The organism is Micromonospora sp. AMSO31t, from assembly GCF_008868175.1.
Lineage (GTDB): Bacteria > Actinomycetota > Actinomycetes > Mycobacteriales > Micromonosporaceae > Micromonospora.
On record NZ_WBKT01000004.1, the window covers coordinates 1 to 15098 of the forward strand.

Annotated in this window: 18 protein-coding genes and 1 pseudogene; 8 read left to right on the forward strand and 11 right to left on the reverse strand. The window is 74.7% G+C overall.

Annotated features, from left to right (window positions below):
- From F8274_RS01575 to F8274_RS01580, 3 genes are all read left to right on the forward strand, one after another.
- A partial coding sequence (locus F8274_RS01575) for an SDR family oxidoreductase (RefSeq protein WP_151460460.1) occupies window positions 1–655 on the forward strand: 655 nt, incomplete at its 5' end.
- A 28-nt stretch (window positions 656–683) separates the two neighbouring features.
- Window positions 684–833 (forward strand): hypothetical protein, encoded by a 150-nt coding sequence (locus tag F8274_RS31090; protein WP_192579660.1) that lies wholly within the window; start codon window positions 684–686, stop codon window positions 831–833.
- 100 nt (window positions 834–933) lie between these two features.
- The gene (locus tag F8274_RS01580; protein ID WP_151460461.1) at window positions 934–1833 is read left to right on the forward strand and encodes a GNAT family N-acetyltransferase; all 900 of its coding nucleotides are present in this window, start codon (window positions 934–936) and stop codon (window positions 1831–1833) included.
- A gap of 54 nt (window positions 1834–1887) precedes the next feature.
- Here the strand turns inward: F8274_RS01580 and sigJ are convergent, their stop codons facing one another.
- A complete protein-coding gene (sigJ, locus tag F8274_RS01585) occupies window positions 1888–2766 on the reverse strand; it encodes an RNA polymerase sigma factor SigJ (protein ID WP_151460462.1) in 879 nt (292 codons plus the stop codon).
- 158 nt (window positions 2767–2924) lie between these two features.
- Here sigJ and F8274_RS01590 point away from each other — a divergent pair, with 158 nt between their 5' ends.
- The gene (locus tag F8274_RS01590; RefSeq protein WP_151460463.1) at window positions 2925–3710 is read left to right on the forward strand and encodes an SDR family oxidoreductase; all 786 of its coding nucleotides are present in this window, start codon (window positions 2925–2927) and stop codon (window positions 3708–3710) included.
- A gap of 230 nt (window positions 3711–3940) precedes the next feature.
- Here F8274_RS01590 and F8274_RS01595 read toward each other — a convergent pair whose 3' ends face one another.
- The 3 genes from F8274_RS01595 to F8274_RS32255 all read right to left on the reverse strand — a co-directional run bounded on the left by F8274_RS01595 (window position 3941) and on the right by F8274_RS32255 (window position 4972).
- The gene (locus F8274_RS01595; protein ID WP_151460464.1) at window positions 3941–4579 is read right to left on the reverse strand and encodes a M23 family metallopeptidase; all 639 of its coding nucleotides are present in this window, start codon (window positions 4577–4579) and stop codon (window positions 3941–3943) included.
- Between the two features lie 85 nt (window positions 4580–4664).
- Window positions 4665–4841 carry a hypothetical protein gene (locus tag F8274_RS31095; protein ID WP_192579661.1) on the reverse strand — a complete coding sequence of 59 codons (177 nt, stop codon included), beginning with the start codon at window positions 4839–4841 and terminating at the stop codon, window positions 4665–4667.
- The gene (locus F8274_RS32255) at window positions 4838–4972 is read right to left on the reverse strand and encodes a hypothetical protein (RefSeq protein WP_255474541.1); all 135 of its coding nucleotides are present in this window, start codon (window positions 4970–4972) and stop codon (window positions 4838–4840) included. The genes F8274_RS31095 and F8274_RS32255 overlap by 4 nt, the downstream gene beginning before the upstream one ends.
- Before the next feature lie 280 nt (window positions 4973–5252).
- On the opposite strand from F8274_RS32255, the gene cutA reads away from it, so the two are divergent.
- Window positions 5253–5576 carry a divalent-cation tolerance protein CutA gene (gene cutA / locus F8274_RS01605; RefSeq protein ID WP_225853541.1) on the forward strand — a complete coding sequence of 108 codons (324 nt, stop codon included), beginning with the start codon at window positions 5253–5255 and terminating at the stop codon, window positions 5574–5576.
- On the opposite strand, the pseudogene F8274_RS01610 reads toward cutA, so the two are convergent.
- The 6 genes and pseudogenes from F8274_RS01610 to F8274_RS01635 all read right to left on the reverse strand — a co-directional run bounded on the left by F8274_RS01610 (window position 5530) and on the right by F8274_RS01635 (window position 11317).
- Window positions 5530–6685: pseudogene (locus tag F8274_RS01610) on the reverse strand (helix-turn-helix domain-containing protein). The gene cutA and the pseudogene F8274_RS01610 overlap by 47 nt on opposite strands.
- A 119-nt stretch (window positions 6686–6804) precedes the next feature.
- Entirely contained in the window at window positions 6805–7707 is a 903-nt protein-coding gene (locus F8274_RS01615; protein ID WP_151460466.1) for an inositol monophosphatase family protein, read from the reverse strand.
- Window positions 7708–7722: 15 nt separating this feature from the next.
- On the reverse strand, window positions 7723–8376 hold the full coding sequence (locus F8274_RS01620; RefSeq protein ID WP_151460467.1) for a hypothetical protein: 654 nt from the start codon (window positions 8374–8376) through the stop codon (window positions 7723–7725).
- On the reverse strand, window positions 8373–9374 hold the full coding sequence (locus tag F8274_RS01625; protein ID WP_151460468.1) for a hypothetical protein: 1002 nt from the start codon (window positions 9372–9374) through the stop codon (window positions 8373–8375). The genes F8274_RS01620 and F8274_RS01625 overlap by 4 nt, the downstream gene beginning before the upstream one ends.
- Window positions 9375–9429: 55 nt before the next feature.
- The gene (locus F8274_RS01630; RefSeq protein WP_151460469.1) at window positions 9430–10221 is read right to left on the reverse strand and encodes a class I SAM-dependent methyltransferase; all 792 of its coding nucleotides are present in this window, start codon (window positions 10219–10221) and stop codon (window positions 9430–9432) included.
- 142 nt (window positions 10222–10363) lie between these two features.
- Window positions 10364–11317 carry an LpqB family beta-propeller domain-containing protein gene (locus tag F8274_RS01635; protein WP_151460470.1) on the reverse strand — a complete coding sequence of 318 codons (954 nt, stop codon included), beginning with the start codon at window positions 11315–11317 and terminating at the stop codon, window positions 10364–10366.
- Window positions 11318–11453: 136 nt separating this feature from the next.
- Between F8274_RS01635 and F8274_RS01640 the strand changes: the two genes are divergently transcribed.
- Complete coding sequence (locus tag F8274_RS01640) at window positions 11454–12047, forward strand: HD domain-containing protein (RefSeq protein WP_151460471.1); 594 nt, start codon at window positions 11454–11456, stop codon at window positions 12045–12047.
- A gap of 8 nt (window positions 12048–12055) precedes the next feature.
- Here F8274_RS01640 and F8274_RS01645 read toward each other — a convergent pair whose 3' ends face one another.
- Window positions 12056–13051, reverse strand: coding sequence for a DUF5937 family protein (locus F8274_RS01645; RefSeq protein WP_225853542.1), 996 nt, complete (start codon window positions 13049–13051; stop codon window positions 12056–12058).
- Window positions 13052–13125: 74 nt separating this feature from the next.
- Between F8274_RS01645 and F8274_RS01650 the strand changes: the two genes are divergently transcribed.
- Both F8274_RS01650 and F8274_RS01655 read left to right on the forward strand, forming a co-directional pair.
- Complete coding sequence (locus F8274_RS01650) at window positions 13126–14385, forward strand: MFS transporter (RefSeq protein ID WP_151460472.1); 1260 nt, start codon at window positions 13126–13128, stop codon at window positions 14383–14385.
- A 117-nt stretch (window positions 14386–14502) separates the two neighbouring features.
- Entirely contained in the window at window positions 14503–15060 is a 558-nt protein-coding gene (locus tag F8274_RS01655; RefSeq protein ID WP_151460473.1) for a hypothetical protein, read from the forward strand.
- Window positions 15061–15098: the final 38 nt, after the last annotated feature.

A 15098-nucleotide genomic window follows, 5' to 3' on the forward strand; every position in this document is an offset into this window, starting at 1 on the left:
CCTGCCACCGGCCCACCCGTACCCCGATCTGTTCATCACCGCCGACACGGCGACGGTCGACGGGGCGGAGGCCGTCGCCGACCGGCTCTCGGCGGTCGGCGGCGTGGACATCCTGGTGCACGTGGTGGGCGGCTCGCACGCGCCCGGCGGCGGGTTCGCCGCCCTGGACGAGGCGACCTGGCTGGAGGAGCTGAACCTCAACCTGCTCGGCGCGGTCCGGCTGGACCGCCGGCTCGTCCCCGCCATGATCGAGGCGCGGCGGGGCGCGATCGTGCACGTCTCGTCGATCCAGCGGCGCAAGCCGCTGCACGAGGCCACCCTGGCGTACGCCGCAGCGAAGTCCGCGCTGACCACCTACAGCAAGGGCCTCGCCAACGAACTCGCCCCGCACGGCATCCGGGTCAACAGCGTGGCGCCCGGGTTCATCCAGACCTCGGCGGCCGACGCGCTGATCGACCGGCTGGCGGCCGCGTCCGGTGTCGACCGCGACGCCGCCCTCGGGCAGCTGATGGACAGCCTCGGCGGCATCCCGCTGGGCCGTCCCGCCTACCCGGCCGAGGTGGCCGACCTGGTCGCCTTCCTCGTCTCGGACCGCGCCTCGGCGATCGTCGGCGCCGAGCACGTCATCGACGGCGGCACCATCCCGACCGTCTGACCACCCCATCCGCCGGAAGGAGCACCCCATGGACACCGCACCCGCCATCATCCCGGCGGGCACCGTGGTGACCGCCACCATCACCGGCGACTTCCCCGGCAGCCCGTTCGCCGGCCTGCGGTTCCGCTTCGAGGACTTTGACGACACCCACATCCGCCGGCTGCGCATCGCCCCCTGACCACCGGCGGGACGTGCCCCACCGCGCCGGTCGGCGGCGGCTCGGGCACCCGGCGGAAATCCGCTACGGCCGTGCCCCGGCGACGGGCTACCGTGCGCGGATGAGCGACGCCCCGACCCTGCACTTCTACACCGACCCGGCCGAGTTCCTCGCCGCGGCCGGCGACCACCTGGCGGCGGACCCCGTGGTCGGCACGGTCGTGGCCACCGTCGCGCACCGGCAGCTGGCCGGGCGGGCCGACGGGGTCGCGCCGCCCCCGGACGACTGGTGGCTGGTGGTCCGGGACGCCTCCGGCGAGGTCGTGGGCGCCGGGATGCGGACGGCGCCCTTCGCGCCGCGCCCGCCGTTCCTGCTGCCGATGCCCGACGAGGCGGCGGTGGCGCTGGCCCGGGTGTGGCACGAGCGTGGGGAGGAGGTGCGCGCCGTCAACGGCGCGCTTCCGGCGGTGCGGCGGTGCGCCGCCGAGGTGACCCGGCTCGGTGGCGGCCGCGTCGAGGTCGCCCAGCACACCCGGCTGCACGAACTCGGCGACCTGGTGGAACCGGCACGGGTCCCCGGGGCGTTGACGGTCGCCACCGAGGACGACGTCGACCTGGCCGTCGAGTGGTTCGAGGCGTTCATGGCCGACGCCGACGAGCAGGCGGGCCGCCCGCGCGGGGTCAGCGCGCACGAGACCCCCGACCGCACCGAGCTGCTGCGCCGGATCCGCGCGGGACGGCTGTGGTTCTGGACCGACGCGGCGGGCCGGAGGGTGCACCTCACCGCCGCCAACCCGCCGTCGTTCGGCGTCGCGCGCATCGGCCCGGTGTACACGCCGCCGGAGCAGCGCGGGCACGGCTGGGCCAGCAACGCCGTGGCCGAGGTCTCCGGGCTGCTGCGGGCCGAGGGCGCCCGGGTGTGCCTCTTCACCGACCAGGCCAACCCGACCTCGAACCGGATCTACGCCAACCTCGGCTACCGGCCGGTGGTCGACATGGCGAACCTGGTCATCGTCCGCTGACGGCGACCCGGCACGGCCGGCCCCGCAGCGCGGGACCGGCCGTCGGCGCCGGGATCAGCCGGCGAGGCCGAGGGCGGCCAGCCGCTCCGGGTCGGCGATCACGTCGATGGCCGCGATCCGCCCTCCGGTGACGGTGAACGCCATCACCGACAGCGGCCGGCCGGCCGCGCTGACCAGCACCCCGGCGGCGCCGTTGACCAGCACCGGCCGGGCGAACGGCGAGAACCGGCCGAACGTGGGGGCCTGCGCGGCGACCACCCGCGCGCCGGTGAGCACGGTGGTGTGCCGGGCCCGGGCGGTCCCGCCGTCGGAGCGGAGCACCACGTCGGGGTGCAGCACGGCGACGAGGCCCTCGAAGTCACCCTCCCGGGCGGCGGCCAGGAACGCGGTCACCACCTCCCGCTGGCGGGCCAGGTCCGGGTCGGGCACGGGCGCCTGGCCGCGCACCCGGCGGCGCGCGCGGCTGGCGAGCTGCCGGGCGGCGGCCGGCGACCGGTCGACCAGCGCGCCGATCTCCTCGAAGGGCACGCCGAACATGTCGTGCAGCACGAAGGCGAGCCGCTCGGTCGGGGTGAGGGTGTCCAGGACCACCAGCAGCGCCAGCCCGACCGAGTCGGCCAGCACCGCGGCGTGCGCCGGATCGGCGTCCGGCTCGGTGACGTCGACGACCGGGTCGGGCAGGCGTACGTCGAGGGGGTCCTCCCGGCGGGTGGCGCGGGCCCGCAGGATGTTCAGGCTGACCCGGGCGACCACCGTGGTCAGCCAGGCGGCCAGGTTGTCGACCTCGGCGGTGTCGGTGCGTGCGAGCCGCAACCACGTCTCCTGCACGGCGTCCTCGGCCTCGCTGAGCGAGCCGAGCATCCGGTAGGCCACCGCCCGCAACTGCGGCCGCTCCTGCTCGAACCGTTCGGCCAGCCAGGTGTCCTCGCCCATGTCCCAGTCCTTCCTCGCGGGTTCCCCGGTTGACCGACCCCGGCCGGCCGGTCCGTGTGACCGGAGGTGACGCCGCTCACTCCCGGTCACACATCCGGCCCGCCGCGGGTCGAGCCGGTGAAGCCGAAACGTAGCGGATCTCCGACACGGAGGACGACATGAACGCACCCATCCTGGTCACCGGCGGCACCGGCACCCTCGGCCGGCTGGTCGTGCCCCTGCTGCGCGAGGCCGGTCACCCGGTGCGTGTGCTCAGCCGCCGCGGCGGCCGGCCCGGCGACGGCGTCACGCACGTCACCGCCGACCTGCTCACCGGTGCGGGCGTCGACCCGGCGGTACGCGGCGTCGGCACCGTGCTGCACCTGGCCGGCGGCCCCAAGGGCGACGACGTGGCCACCCGCCACCTGGTCGACGCCGCCCGGCGCGCCGACGTGGGACACCTCGTGCACATCTCGGTGGTCGGCGCGGACCGGGTGCCGCTGGCCTGGCTTCGCTCCAAGCTGGACGCCGAACGCGCCGTCGCCGCATCGGGCGTGCCGTGGACGACGCTCCGCGCCGCCCAGTTCCACGACCTGGCGCTGACCATGGTGGAGAAGATGGCGAAGCTGCCGGTGGTGCCGGTCCCCGGCGGGCTGCGGCTCCAGCCGGTCGACGCCCGGGAGGTGGCGGCCCGGATGGTCACGCTGACGCTGGGCGCGCCGGCCGGCCTGGTGCCCGAGCTGGCCGGCCCCCGGGTGTACGGCCTGGACGAGCTGGTCACCGGCTACCTGGCGGCCGTGGGCCGGCGGCGGCTGCGGCTGCCCGTCCGCCTGCCGGGCAAGGCGGGCCGCGCGTACCGGAACGGGGACAACCTGGCCCGCCCCGACGCCACCCTCGGGGTACGCACCTGGGAGGCGTTCCTGGCCGAGCGGCTGAGCCGTCCGGCGGCCGGCGTTCGCGGCTGAACCATCGGCGCCGGTCAGGGCTCGCCGGACACGCCGATCGGGACGGTCCCGATCGGCGTGGCGGTCTACCACAGCGGGGGCATCGACCGAGGTGCCGGGCGAAGAACCGCAGCGAGCCAGGTCCTCCCCGGCGTGGTCCCGCAGCGTCCAGTCGGGGCAGGTCGGCACCGGCACGTCGAGGCTGGGCGCGGCGGCGACGGCGGCGCGGAAGGCGGTCCGGACAGCGATTTTCACCGCCCGCCGGCGGGACAGTTGTTGCTCGTCAGCGTGACGCTGTACTCGGTGTCGTCCTGGGTGATGCCCGACGCTGAGCCGTCGAACCAGGTCTCGACCTTCTCCCAGCCCCGGTGCTGCTCGTAGTGCAGGTGCGGCGCACCGGAGTTGCCGGTGCTGCCCACCCGCCCGAGCTGCTCGCCGCGGACGACTTTCTGTCCGGCCCGGACCAGCGGCGGTTCGAGCAGGTGCAGGTACTGCGTCTCCCACTTGCCGCCGTGGTCGATCTTCACCCAGTACCCTCCGCCACGGCCGCGCGGACCCTTCGGGTTGTCCGGGGTACGCCCACCCAGCGACCCGTTGATCCCCGCCACGGTGACCGTGCCGGCGTGGGACGCGAGCACCGGCCGCCCCCACGCCTCGCCGGCCGTGGGGAACAGGTCGACGTCGTAGTCGTCGTGGCCGGGGTAGGTGCCCAGCCGCCAGGTCTCGCCGCAGGGCACGGGAAGCTGGAACGGCGGGCGTGGGCCCGGCGGCAGCAGCAGCGGCACGACGACCACGGCGAGGGCGAGAAGGGCTGCGGCCGCGCCGACCGCGAGCCCGACGCGCACCGCCCGGCGCCGGTCGCGGCGTCTGGGTGACTGGCCGGTCGTCATCGCCCCGATCATGGCAGACACCCACCAGACCGCGGACGCCGTTCCGACCCTGCGACCCCTCCCCCGGTCGCGGCCGACGCGCGGGTCAGCCAACGACGCGGCGGACCCGCACCTTCGGACGCTCGTTGCGCAGGTGCCGGTGCAGGTGTTGCCGAACCTGTTCGTTCCAGACCTCCTGGTCGTAGTCCGGGTCCGGCGGGATCCACCGGTGCGACCCGTCGCTGTAGTGGAACTTCGCGTCCCCGGCGCGGAGGATGCTCACCGCACCCACCCGAGGAACCGCCGGTGCAGCACGCCGGCCGGCAACCAGTGCAGATCGGCGGAGGCGCGGACGAGCTGCGCACCGAGGTAGAGGGCGAGCGACACGGACGCGCCGCCGAACTCGGCCCTCAACTGCTGACGACGGGCCGCGCACGGCCACGGCCCGGCACAGCCACCACAGCTCCAGATCGGCAACACCGGCTCGTGGCTGGTCGGCGGTCGTACAAGCTGGGGCACGGCCTGTCCACTCAAGCTCACTCCCTGCCGGTCACGCCCGGCGAGACGGTCGCTGCGGGCGGAGTTTCCCTGGTCAGAAGAAGCCTGGCCAGGGACGGGTGAAAGATCCAGCGGGCCCGCGTCCGCTGTTCGTCCGTGCTGTCCGCGGACAATCACCACCGCTAGGGTGTGCCGGGTGGACGACTTCCTTCAGGTGTCGACGGCGACCGAGACCCGTGATGCCGGGGTCCGGCTCGCGGAGGGGGCCGTCGCCGCCCGGCTCGCCGCGAGCGCACAGGTGCAGGGCCCGGTGACGAGTGTGTTCTGGCATCTCGGCGAGCAGGGCACCGGCGAGGAATGGCAGGTTCTGCTCGTCACCACCGCCGCGCGATACCCGGAGCTGGAACGTTTCCTGCTCGCCGAGCACCCGTGGCAGAACCCGCAGGTCGTCGCGGTGCCGATCGTGGGCGGGGCTAAGGACTACCTGGAGTGGCTGCGGCGGTCGGTCCGGGACGCGTAGCCGCCTCGCCAGCCAGTGACCGCAGCTCGACCACACAGGGCAACTCCGCCGGCCAGCCGGAGGGCCGTGGCGGCGGCGTCGCAGGCCATGTCGACCTCGTTGGCGTCCAGATACGCGTCGGCGAGCCAGGTGCGGTACAGCGCCTTGTCCCGGGCGTAGGTGTCGTCGAAGCCGGCCAGGACCCGCTCAAGGACAGGAACGGCTCGGACCGGTCGACGAAGCGCCGTCCAGCACCCCCCGGTCATGATCTCCCCCTCTCGGCTGTCGACCCAGTAGACCCAGTCCGGCTCCGGCCGACCGTCCGACTCCGTGAGACACCTGGTGCCGATACCCAGGTACCGGTCTGCCGTGTCCGCCTCCCCGGCGTTCGCGAACGCCCAGGCGGCACGCAGGTGCAGCAACGCCCGGACCCCGGGTGTCGCGGCTGCGCCGACAGCGGCGCGCGCCGCCTCGGCCAGCTCGACGGCTCGGGCGCCCAGGGTGAGCTGTTGATAGGCGAGAAGCGCGAGTCCGTTGCCCACGAGTGCCGAATCGTCCGCCTCCTGGGCCGCCGTGAGGCTGGTCCGGTACAGGCGCTCCGCGTCGTCATGGACACCGGCGTCGAAGGCCGCCCAGCCGGCCAGTTGCGCCTGCTCGGCGAGGATCGCCAGCAGTTGCCGGCCGATGCCCTCGCGGTAGGAACCGTCCCGGATGAGGCGGGTCGTGGACTCGACCTCGGCGGCGTACGCGCGCCGGGTGTCGGCGCCGCCGAGGTAGTTGTCGAGGCGGCGGAGCCGGGCGGTGCGTTCGGCGAGTCGCGCCGGCGTGGCAGCGCCCACCTGGCGGCCGTGGTTCAGCAGGGTGTGGGGCAGGGCTGCGGCGAGGCCGGCCGCGGCGACCAGATCCCGCCGACGGACGCCAGGTCTGGCGGCCAGCGCGACCAGCTCGCCTCTGGCCCGCAACACCCGATCGAGCCGCTGGGCGATCTGCGGCGTGGGGATCTTGGCCCCGGTCTCCAGCTCGTGCAGATAGGACTTGCCGTAGAACGTCAGTCTCGCCAGACCGCGCAGGGAGAGCCCGCTTTCCTCCCGCAATGCACGTAGCCGCCCCGCGAACGAAGGATCGGTCATCTTCTCACCTACCGAGGTGACCCGAGCGACACCGGAGACACGTACGAACACCACACGGTGGCGATCGAGCACGGAAAGTCCGGCTGCCTCTCTCTCGAGGATTCCCGCGTGGGCGGCCCTCACCAACCGACGGTGGTGAGGCTGATGGGGGTGAGTTGGCGGACCTGGGGCTCGATCCACTGTGCCGCGGTGACCAGCTTGACCAGCCGGTCGATGGTCTCCGGCGGGCCGGCCACGAAGCTGCGCCGGTCGGCCGGGCAGCCGTAGCGGTCGTCGAAGCAGCCACCGTCGAGGGCCCGGACCGCCATGCCGGCCTCGGCGGCGAGCAGCATCCCGGCCGGCAGGTCGACCGCCTCCGGGCGGTAACCGACGATGCCGTCGATGTCGCCGCGGGCCAGCATCACCCAGGACAGCAGCGGCGCCCACAGTTGCAGCACCCGCCGCGCGGTGGTGTCGAGCACGACCTTCAGGGCGCGGGCGGTGCTGTCGTCGCGGGCCACCCCGTGCCCCTGGGTCCAGGCCAGCACCGGCGCGGTCGGCACCGGCCGGCGGGGCGCGTGCAGCGGGCGGGCCGCCGGCCCGGACTCGTGCACGAAGGCGCCCTGGCCGCGCACGGCGGACCAGGTGCGCCCGGCGACCGGGTCGTGCACGACGCCGAGCACCGGTGAGCCGCGGTCGCAGAGGGCGATGCCCACCACGTACGCGGGTAGGCCGATCGCCACGTTGTTGGTGCCGTCGAGCGGGTCGACCAGCCAGGCCCAGGTGTTGTCGGCGGCGTACTCGCCGCCCTCCTCGGCGATCACGCCGTGCTCCGGCCAGCGGGCGCGGATCCGGTCGACGATCAGCCGTTCGGCGGCCAGGTCGAGGTCGGTGACGAGGTCACCGGAGTCGTTCTTGGCGCGGGCGTGCAGCTCGCCCCGGGTGCCCCGGCGCAGCAGCCGCCCGGCCGCCTGGGCCGCCTCCACCGCGAACCGGTGCGCGTCGCGCAGCTCGGGCCCGTCTCTGTTCGGGTCCACGTCCATGGCTCCTCCAGCCGGTCAGCCCCGTGCCACCAGTCGCGCGATGTCCCGCGCCATCCGCGCCGTCTCGGCCGCGCCGCAGCGGTCCCGGCGGATGCGGTGGCTGCGCCCGTCCACCGCGCCGAGGCTCAGGTCGCACACGCCGGGAGTGGTCCGGCCGAGCGCCACGGTCACCGCCGGCTCGCCGGCGTCGACCTCCGAGGTGTGGAAACCGCCGGCGCGCAGCGCGTAGGAGTCGCCGGCGGAGTGCGTCTCCACGGTGGCGGTCGCGGCGGTGACCAGCCGGTCCGTGGCCGCCATCTCGTCCACGTCGCCCCGGCTGTGCACCTCGTAGATGCGCCACGACGGGTCGGCGGGCGCGTCGGTCACCTCGATCAGCTCGTTGCGGACCGTGCCGTGCAGGACGTGGCTGAGCAGGTCCCAGCTGTGCGAGTGCATGGTCGAGGTGGTCGGCTGCACCGGCGGCGGGTCGGCCGGCCAGGCGTGCACGCAGATCCCGTCGGGGCCGGTGCGTTCCACCGGCAGGCAGGTGAAGCCGAGCGGGTGCCGGACGGCCAGCAGCGGCCGCCGCCCCTCGGCGACGTCGTCGAGGACGTCGAGCACCCAGCCGCGCAGCAGTTCCGGCCGGGCGCCCCGGTCGATCTCCCGTTCGAGGTCGGCGTAGGTCATCATGCGTACGGGTTCCTCGCCTGGAGGGCCCGGCCCACGATGTCGGCGACCTCGCGGTCGCCGAAGGACCGGGGTAGCGGCAGCCCGAGCGCGGCGAACAGCTTGCGGACCTGCTCGACGGAGGGCTCGTCGTCCAGCTTCACGGCCGCGGCGGCCTCAATGGGCACCCGCCGGCTCTGCTTGCGGCTGTAGTCCAGCTCGATGTTGAACCGGTTGTAGTAGAGCTCCCTGCGGTCGATCCGCAGGGCCGGTGTCTGCGGGTTCTCCTGCGTGATGATGACGCAGGACGAGGAGAGGTCATAGCGGAAGGTGGTCATCTGCGCGGAGAGCCGGACCTCGACGGTGAGCAGCCCGGAGCGTTGCAGGTGCCAGCAGGCCGCCAGCACGGTCGCGTAGGACTCCTTGCGGGTGCGGTCGACCGTCCAGCGCTCCCCCGGCGCGTCGGGGTCGAGGCTGCGCCGGAACCGCGCGTAGCGCTCGCAGACGTCCTCGTCGGTCGGGTCGATGATCTCGATGGCGAAGCTCAGGGTGGCGTTGCGCCGGCGGGCGTGCTCCAGGCACTGCGGCAGGGTGACCGCGCGGGTGAAGGTGCCGGTGCCGCCCTTGAACGCCCACGAGTCGGTGTGCTGGCGGGCCTCGGCGAGGGCCCGACCGACCTCGCTGCCGTGCAGCACCCGCACCATCGAGACGCTGTCGATGGCCTCGCGGGCCCGGTTGAGGGCCCCGTCCGGGCCGGTGATCTCGTGCATCTGCGGGACGAGTTCGGTGAGCCGGTCCCGGGTGGCCCGCATGACCTCCCGCACCTCCTGCTGGGCGGTCTCCCGGCGCAGCCGGTCGCGGAGCACGGCCTGGGCGAGCACGGCGAGGACCAGCAGGATGGCGCTGTTGACCACGTCCTGGCTGACCGTGTTGGTCAGGCCGAGGACGGCCACGGTCACGGCCAGGACGAGGCCGATGAACGCGTCGAGATTGTTGACGACCCAGGTGAACAGGCGCGCCATGACATCCCCCGGTCGACGACGGAACCCCCATGATAGCCCTTTGTCAATCTCACCATCACGCGCTGTTCGGGTGGCCCGTACCCCTGGGTGACGGCGCCTGCGCCGTGCGCCGGGCGGCGCAGATCAGCGACCCGCCGAGCCCCGGCGCCAACCGCGCCAGCAGGCGGGAGGCGACCCACCGTCCACCCGGGAGCCGCCAACCGACCTCGTTGGACCGGATGGCCAGCGGCGTGAACCCGGCCCGGCACAGCACCCGCCGCAGCAGCGAGGCCGTGAACGGCCGGATGTGCAGCCAGAGGTAGGGGTGCAGCGGGTCCACCTGGCGGGGCGCCCGGCCGGCGAGGAACGCCAGCCGGTCCTGCGCGGGCGCCAGGTTGGGGGTGGTCAGCACGAGCAGCCCGCCCGGGGCGAGGACCCGGTGGCACTCGCGCAGCAGCGCGAGGGGGTCGTAGACGTGCTCGATCAGCTCGCCGGTGAGCAGGCCGGCGAAGCTGCCGGCGCGGAACGGCAGGCCGCGGGTGGCGTCCAGGCAGACCGGCAGGGCCGCGCCGCCGGCGGCCCGGCGGGCCGCGCCCAGCGCGGTCTCGGCCATGTCGGCCACCACGAGCGGGCCGGGCAGCGTCGCCGGGTCGAGCATGCCGCGCGGGCCGCAGCCCAGCTCCAGCACCGGCCGTCCGCCGGGCACGCCGTCGACCATGAGCCGGGCCGCGACCGCGCGGCGGACCCGGTGGTACGGGTCGTCGACGTACCCGTTGACCTGCGCGCCGTCGTGGTAGCTGCGCCGGTTGGCGCGGCGGCCGTGCGCCTGCGCGCTGCGCGACGAGGTCCCGGTCGGCGGCTCGGCCATCGCACCCTCCACTGCGGTCGTCGCCCCCGTCGGCGACGCCCTCCCTCCAGCCTCGCACCGCTCCCGGCCGGGGGCGCGGAAATCCACCCCGGGTACGCCGACGCGGCGGCCGGGGTCCGGTCGCCGCGTCGCGGGTGTCGGGTCAGATGGCGCGGGCCCAGTCCAGCCGGCTGCTGTCGTCGTACTCGTCGCCGGGGATCCACCAGGGGTCGCCGAAGCCGCTGGTCGAGACGATGATGTTGCCGCCGTCCGGGGCCTCGTTGGTCGGGGGCACGGACAGCGCGGCGCAGTAGCGCCCGTCGGGCGAGAACACCGGGGACTGGTAGTAGCGGGTCTCGTCGGTCAGCCGCTTCAGGCCGGTGCCGTCGATCCGCACCGAGCCGAGCGCCTGCCCGCCGAGCACCTCGGTGTCCCGGGTCCACCGGTTGGTGCAGAACACCACCCGCTCCGAGTTGGGCATGAAGACCGGCCCGTGGAAGAGCTCGCCGGCCGCCTCCGGGGTGTAGATCGGCCGTACCTTGCCGGTGGCCAGCTCCAGCGTGCGCAGCTGCGGCCCCTCGGAGCGGCTGGTCCAGCGCATGACGATCATGGAGCCGTCCCGGGACCAGTTCGGCTGGGACATGGCGTGTCCCTGGACGAGCACCCGCTTCGCGGCCGTCGCCACGTCGACGGCGACGAGGGTGTCGCGGTCGACGACCAGGGCGATCTGCGTGCCGTCCGGGGACCAGGTCGGTGCGCCGTAGACGACGCCGAACGGGTCGGCGAGCAGCGTCCGGATGTCACCGGTGACCCGGTCGAACAGCGACACGTAGGGCTCGAGGCTGCCGTCCCCGGACCGGGCGTTGTTGATCCAGGCCACGTAGCGGCCGTCGGGCGACGTGGTGGCCTGGTCGCCGTCGGTGAGCAGCTGCTGCGGCGTGGTGCGCCCGGGGTTGACCTGGAGCACACCCCAGCCGACGCTGACCAGCCAGGGCCCGTTGACCACCTCGGTGGTCGCCGCCGCAGCGGCGGGCGCCGCGGCGGTGAGCCCGGTCGCCGCGGCCACGCCGGCGAGCGCGGCGGTACGCAACAGGGCGCGTCGATTCATCTCGGTCATGGAAACCCCCCGTGGTGGACGTCGCCCCACCCTCCTGAACGGACGATCACGACGCATCGGACGAGCGGCTGGTCCACGCTCGGCCACTCGGTCAGCCCGTACGGCGACCGCCCCGGTGGCCGGTACCCTCGCCCCGGTGACCTCCGACGCGCTGCGCCGCGCCCTGACCGACCCCGGCGACCCGCCGCTGCCACCCCTGCCCGAGGTGGCCGTCGAGCTGCTCGACGCCCTCGACGCGCCGCCCCGCCTGGCCGCGCACCTTCGGCTCGTGCACGACGTCGCCCGGCAGCTCACCGCCGCGTTCGCCGACCGGTTCCCGCTGGTGCCGTTCGACCGGCAGGCGGTGCTGTTCGGGGCGGCGATCCACGACCTCGGCAAGGTGGCGCACCCCGAGGAGCTGTCCGGGCCCGGCTCGGCGCACGAGGAGGCGGGCTACCAGCTGCTGCTGCGCTTCGGCGTGCCCGAGGAGCGGGCCCGCTTCGCCGTCACCCACGCGGCCTGGCACGGGCCGGGCGTGCAGTTGGAGGACCTGCTGGTCAGCCTCGCCGACAAGGTGTGGAAGGGAAAGCGCGTCACCGACCTGGAGGAACTGGTGGTCGACCGGCTGGCCGACATCACCGGCCAGCCGCGCTGGCAGGCCTTTCTGGACCTCGACGACGTGCTCGCCGGGCTGGCCGCCGACGCGGACCGCCGGCTCGCCTTCCAGGCCGAGCATCCGGTGCACGGCTGACTCCGGTCTCAGGCGTCGGCCGGCTCGGGCGACCCGGCGCCGGCCAGCAGGGCCTCCGCCGAGCTGGTCCGCGCGTACAGCAGGAACCGCCCGGCCCGATGGGTGCCGACCAGGCCGGCGTCGCGCAGCGCCGTCAGGTGGTGGGAGACGGTGCCGGCGCTGAGGTCGCAGCGCCGGGCCAGCTCGGTAGTGGCGGCCGGCACGGCGAGTTCGTGCAGCAGGGTGGCGCGGGTACGCCCCAGCACCCGGGCCAGCGCCGCGCTGGCCGGGGCGGCGCTGCGCTCCCAGAGAGTCCCGACCGCGCGGGCCGGATAGCGCAGGAGGGGCTGCGAGGTTCGCTCGGACAGGTTGGACCAGACCCGCGCGCCGCCGAAGACCGACGGGACCAGCAGCAGGCCGCGCCCGCCCAGGTCGACCGTCCCGGCGCGGGTCAGGTGGTCGACGTGCAACGTCCCGTCGTCCCAGGAGACGTACGGGTCGATCTGGTTGAGCAGGCCGCGCACGCCGTCGGTCGCCATCCGCCCGGCACCGACCAGCACCTCGCGTTCCAGCAGCGTCCGCATCCGGGGCCAGTACGGGGCGATCGCCACCTCGGCGTAGTCGGCGATCACCTGCGCGAGGCGGGCCAGCCCGGCCGGCGGGTCGGCGTACAGGGCGGCGAGCCGGGGCGGGCGCGGCCCGGGCAGCTCGTCCAGGCCGGCCCGGACCGCCTCCGGCGGGGTGGCGGCGAGGGCGGCCAGCTCCCCGTCGATGGTGGGCAGCGCGGATCGCGGGGGCGGGCAGACGAAGCCCGGGATCACCACGGTCGGCATCGGCACGAGGTCGGCGAGGAGCCGCCAGTCCACCGCGGAAAGCCGGGGCCGCACCTGCCGGTGCCAGAGCTGGTGGGCGGGGAACCAGTCGGGGCTCCGGAGCACCCGGACGCTGGCAACCGCCTCCCACAGCGGTGAGATCGCGAAGCGGACCCCGGCAAGGTCCCGCATCCCCAGCGTGACGCTCAGCACCCGCGCCTCCCGACAGATTCGACCTGGCTCAAAGTTATCGACCGCGGCGGCGACCCCGGCCATGGTCCCCTGTCATGACCACCACCGTCCCGGCGGCCACCCGCTGGCCCCGCCCGTTCCGCTATGTCTACGCGGCCAACCTGACCGAAGGCCTGGGCTTCCAGGTGGGCTACCTGGCCGTGCCGGTGCTGGCGGTGTCGGTGCTCGCCGCCACCCCCGGCCAGGTGGGCCTGCTCGCGGCTCTCAGCACCGCCGCCTTCCTGCTGGTCGGGCTGCCCGCCGGGGTCTGGGTGGACCGGTCGCCCCGCCGCACCGTGATGGTCGCCGCCGACCTGGCCCGCGCCGCCCTGTACGCCTCGATCCCGCTGGCCTGGTGGGCGGACGCGCTGACTCTCGGCCAGCTCTACGCGGTGGTGCTGCTCACCGGCGTCGGCACGGTCTTCGGTGACGTGGCCGCGCAGAGCTTCCTGCCGGAACTGGTCGGCCGGGACCGCCTGGTGGCGGCCAACTCGCTGCTCATGACGACCAACGCCAGCATCCAGATCGGCGGCCGGGGATTCGGCGGTCTGCTCGTGCAGTGGCTCGGCGCCCCGCTCGCCCTGGCCCTGAACGCGGTCACCCACCTGCTCTCGGCGCTCGCCCTCACCCGGGTACGCCCCATCGCCACCGTCGGGACCGGCCGGGACCGGCCAGCCGGCGGGTTCGGCCGGCAGCTCGCCGAGGGCGTCCGGCACGTGCTGGGCAGCCCGCTGCTGCGCCCGCTGGCCGTGTCGCTGGCCGGCATCAACCTCACCGTGAACCTGATGACCACCATGCTGCCGGTCGTCTTCCTGCGCGACCTCGGCCTCGGCGCCGGCGCGCTCGGGCTCTTCCTCGGCGCCGGCGGGGTCGGGGCGCTGCTCGGCGCCGTGACCGCCCGTCCACTGGCGACGCGGATCGGGCACGGCCGGGCGCTCTGGCTGCCCGGGCTGCTGGTGGCGCCCGCCGGCGCGCTGGTCGCCCTGGTCGACACCGGAGCGTGGCTGTGGCTGGCCGGCCTCGGCTGGCTGGCGCTGGCCTGGCGGACCGGGATCGGCAACGTGATCGGCGTCAGCCTGCGGCAACGGGCCACCCCGGACGCGCTGCTCGGCCGGATGAACGCCACCTTCCGGTTCCTGCTCACCGGCGCGATCGCGGTCGGCGCCGGGCTGGCCGGCCTGCTCGGCCAGTACGCCGGCCCCCGTACCCCGCTCTGGGTCGGCGCGATCGGCGCCGCGCTCACCTGGCTGCCGCTGTACCGGTCCCCGGTGCGCACGCTGCCCGACCCGGACCGGCTGCCTCCGGCCGCCGGGTGAACCGGGCACCGCTGTTACCCGGTGGTTACGCGGCTGCGAAGGCGCTGTGGCACGGCCGGCCGACCGTCTGGGCAGGGACACCGGACGGGGTCCCGGCACACCGCCAGGGAGGCCACCATGAAACTGAGGAGAACACTGCTGGCGCTGGTCGTCGCGCTCGGCGGGCTGGTCGCTGGCGCCGGCAGCGCCACGGCGGCGGCCGCGCCGTACTGCGGGATCACCTGGGGCAGCACGGCCAAGACGGCCGGCGCCCTGAGCTCCGACCCGCTGATCGAGGTGCGCACGGGGCGGCACGACTGCTGGGACCGGGTGGTCTTCGAGTTCGCCGGACCGGCGAACGGCTACTCCGTCGCCTACGGCGAGACGTACACCGAGGGGCAGGGCCTTCCGCTGAGCCCGTACACCGCCGGGGGCGCGCTGCTGTCGGTGTCGCTGCGGGCGCCCGCGTACGACGACGGGCACGTCGCCACCCTCCCCTACCGCGCGGGCGAGCACGCCGCGACCGTGCTGGGCTACCGCACGCTCCGGGACGTCGTCTTCGGCGGCAGCTTCGAGGGCTACACCACCTTCGCGGTGGGTGTGCGCGCCCACCTGCCGTTCCGGGTCTTCGTGCTCAGCGGCCCCGGCACGCACAGCCGCATCGTGATCGACGTGGCCCACCAGTGGCAGGCGTGACCTTTCCCCAGGTGAGAGGGGCCGACCGGCCCCTCATC

Bases quoted from the DNA above. Each gene is read 5' to 3' on its own strand.
- F8274_RS31090 (WP_192579660.1), top strand. From the start codon at position 684: ATGGACACCGCACCCGCCATCATCCCGGCGGGCACCGTGGTGACCGCC.
- F8274_RS01580 (WP_151460461.1), top strand. From the start codon at position 934: ATGAGCGACGCCCCGACCCTGCACTTCTACACCGACCCGGCCGAGTTC.
- sigJ (WP_151460462.1), bottom strand. From the start codon at position 2,766: ATGGGCGAGGACACCTGGCTGGCCGAACGGTTCGAGCAGGAGCGGCCG.
- F8274_RS01590 (WP_151460463.1), top strand. From the start codon at position 2,925: ATGAACGCACCCATCCTGGTCACCGGCGGCACCGGCACCCTCGGCCGG.
- F8274_RS01595 (WP_151460464.1), bottom strand. From the start codon at position 4,579: ATGACGACCGGCCAGTCACCCAGACGCCGCGACCGGCGCCGGGCGGTG.
- F8274_RS01615 (WP_151460466.1), bottom strand. From the start codon at position 7,707: ATGGACGTGGACCCGAACAGAGACGGGCCCGAGCTGCGCGACGCGCAC.
- F8274_RS01620 (WP_151460467.1), bottom strand. From the start codon at position 8,376: ATGATGACCTACGCCGACCTCGAACGGGAGATCGACCGGGGCGCCCGG.
- F8274_RS01625 (WP_151460468.1), bottom strand. From the start codon at position 9,374: ATGGCGCGCCTGTTCACCTGGGTCGTCAACAATCTCGACGCGTTCATC.
- F8274_RS01630 (WP_151460469.1), bottom strand. From the start codon at position 10,221: ATGGCCGAGCCGCCGACCGGGACCTCGTCGCGCAGCGCGCAGGCGCAC.
- F8274_RS01635 (WP_151460470.1), bottom strand. From the start codon at position 11,317: ATGACCGAGATGAATCGACGCGCCCTGTTGCGTACCGCCGCGCTCGCC.
- F8274_RS01650 (WP_151460472.1), top strand. From the start codon at position 13,126: ATGACCACCACCGTCCCGGCGGCCACCCGCTGGCCCCGCCCGTTCCGC.
- F8274_RS01655 (WP_151460473.1), top strand. From the start codon at position 14,503: ATGAAACTGAGGAGAACACTGCTGGCGCTGGTCGTCGCGCTCGGCGGG.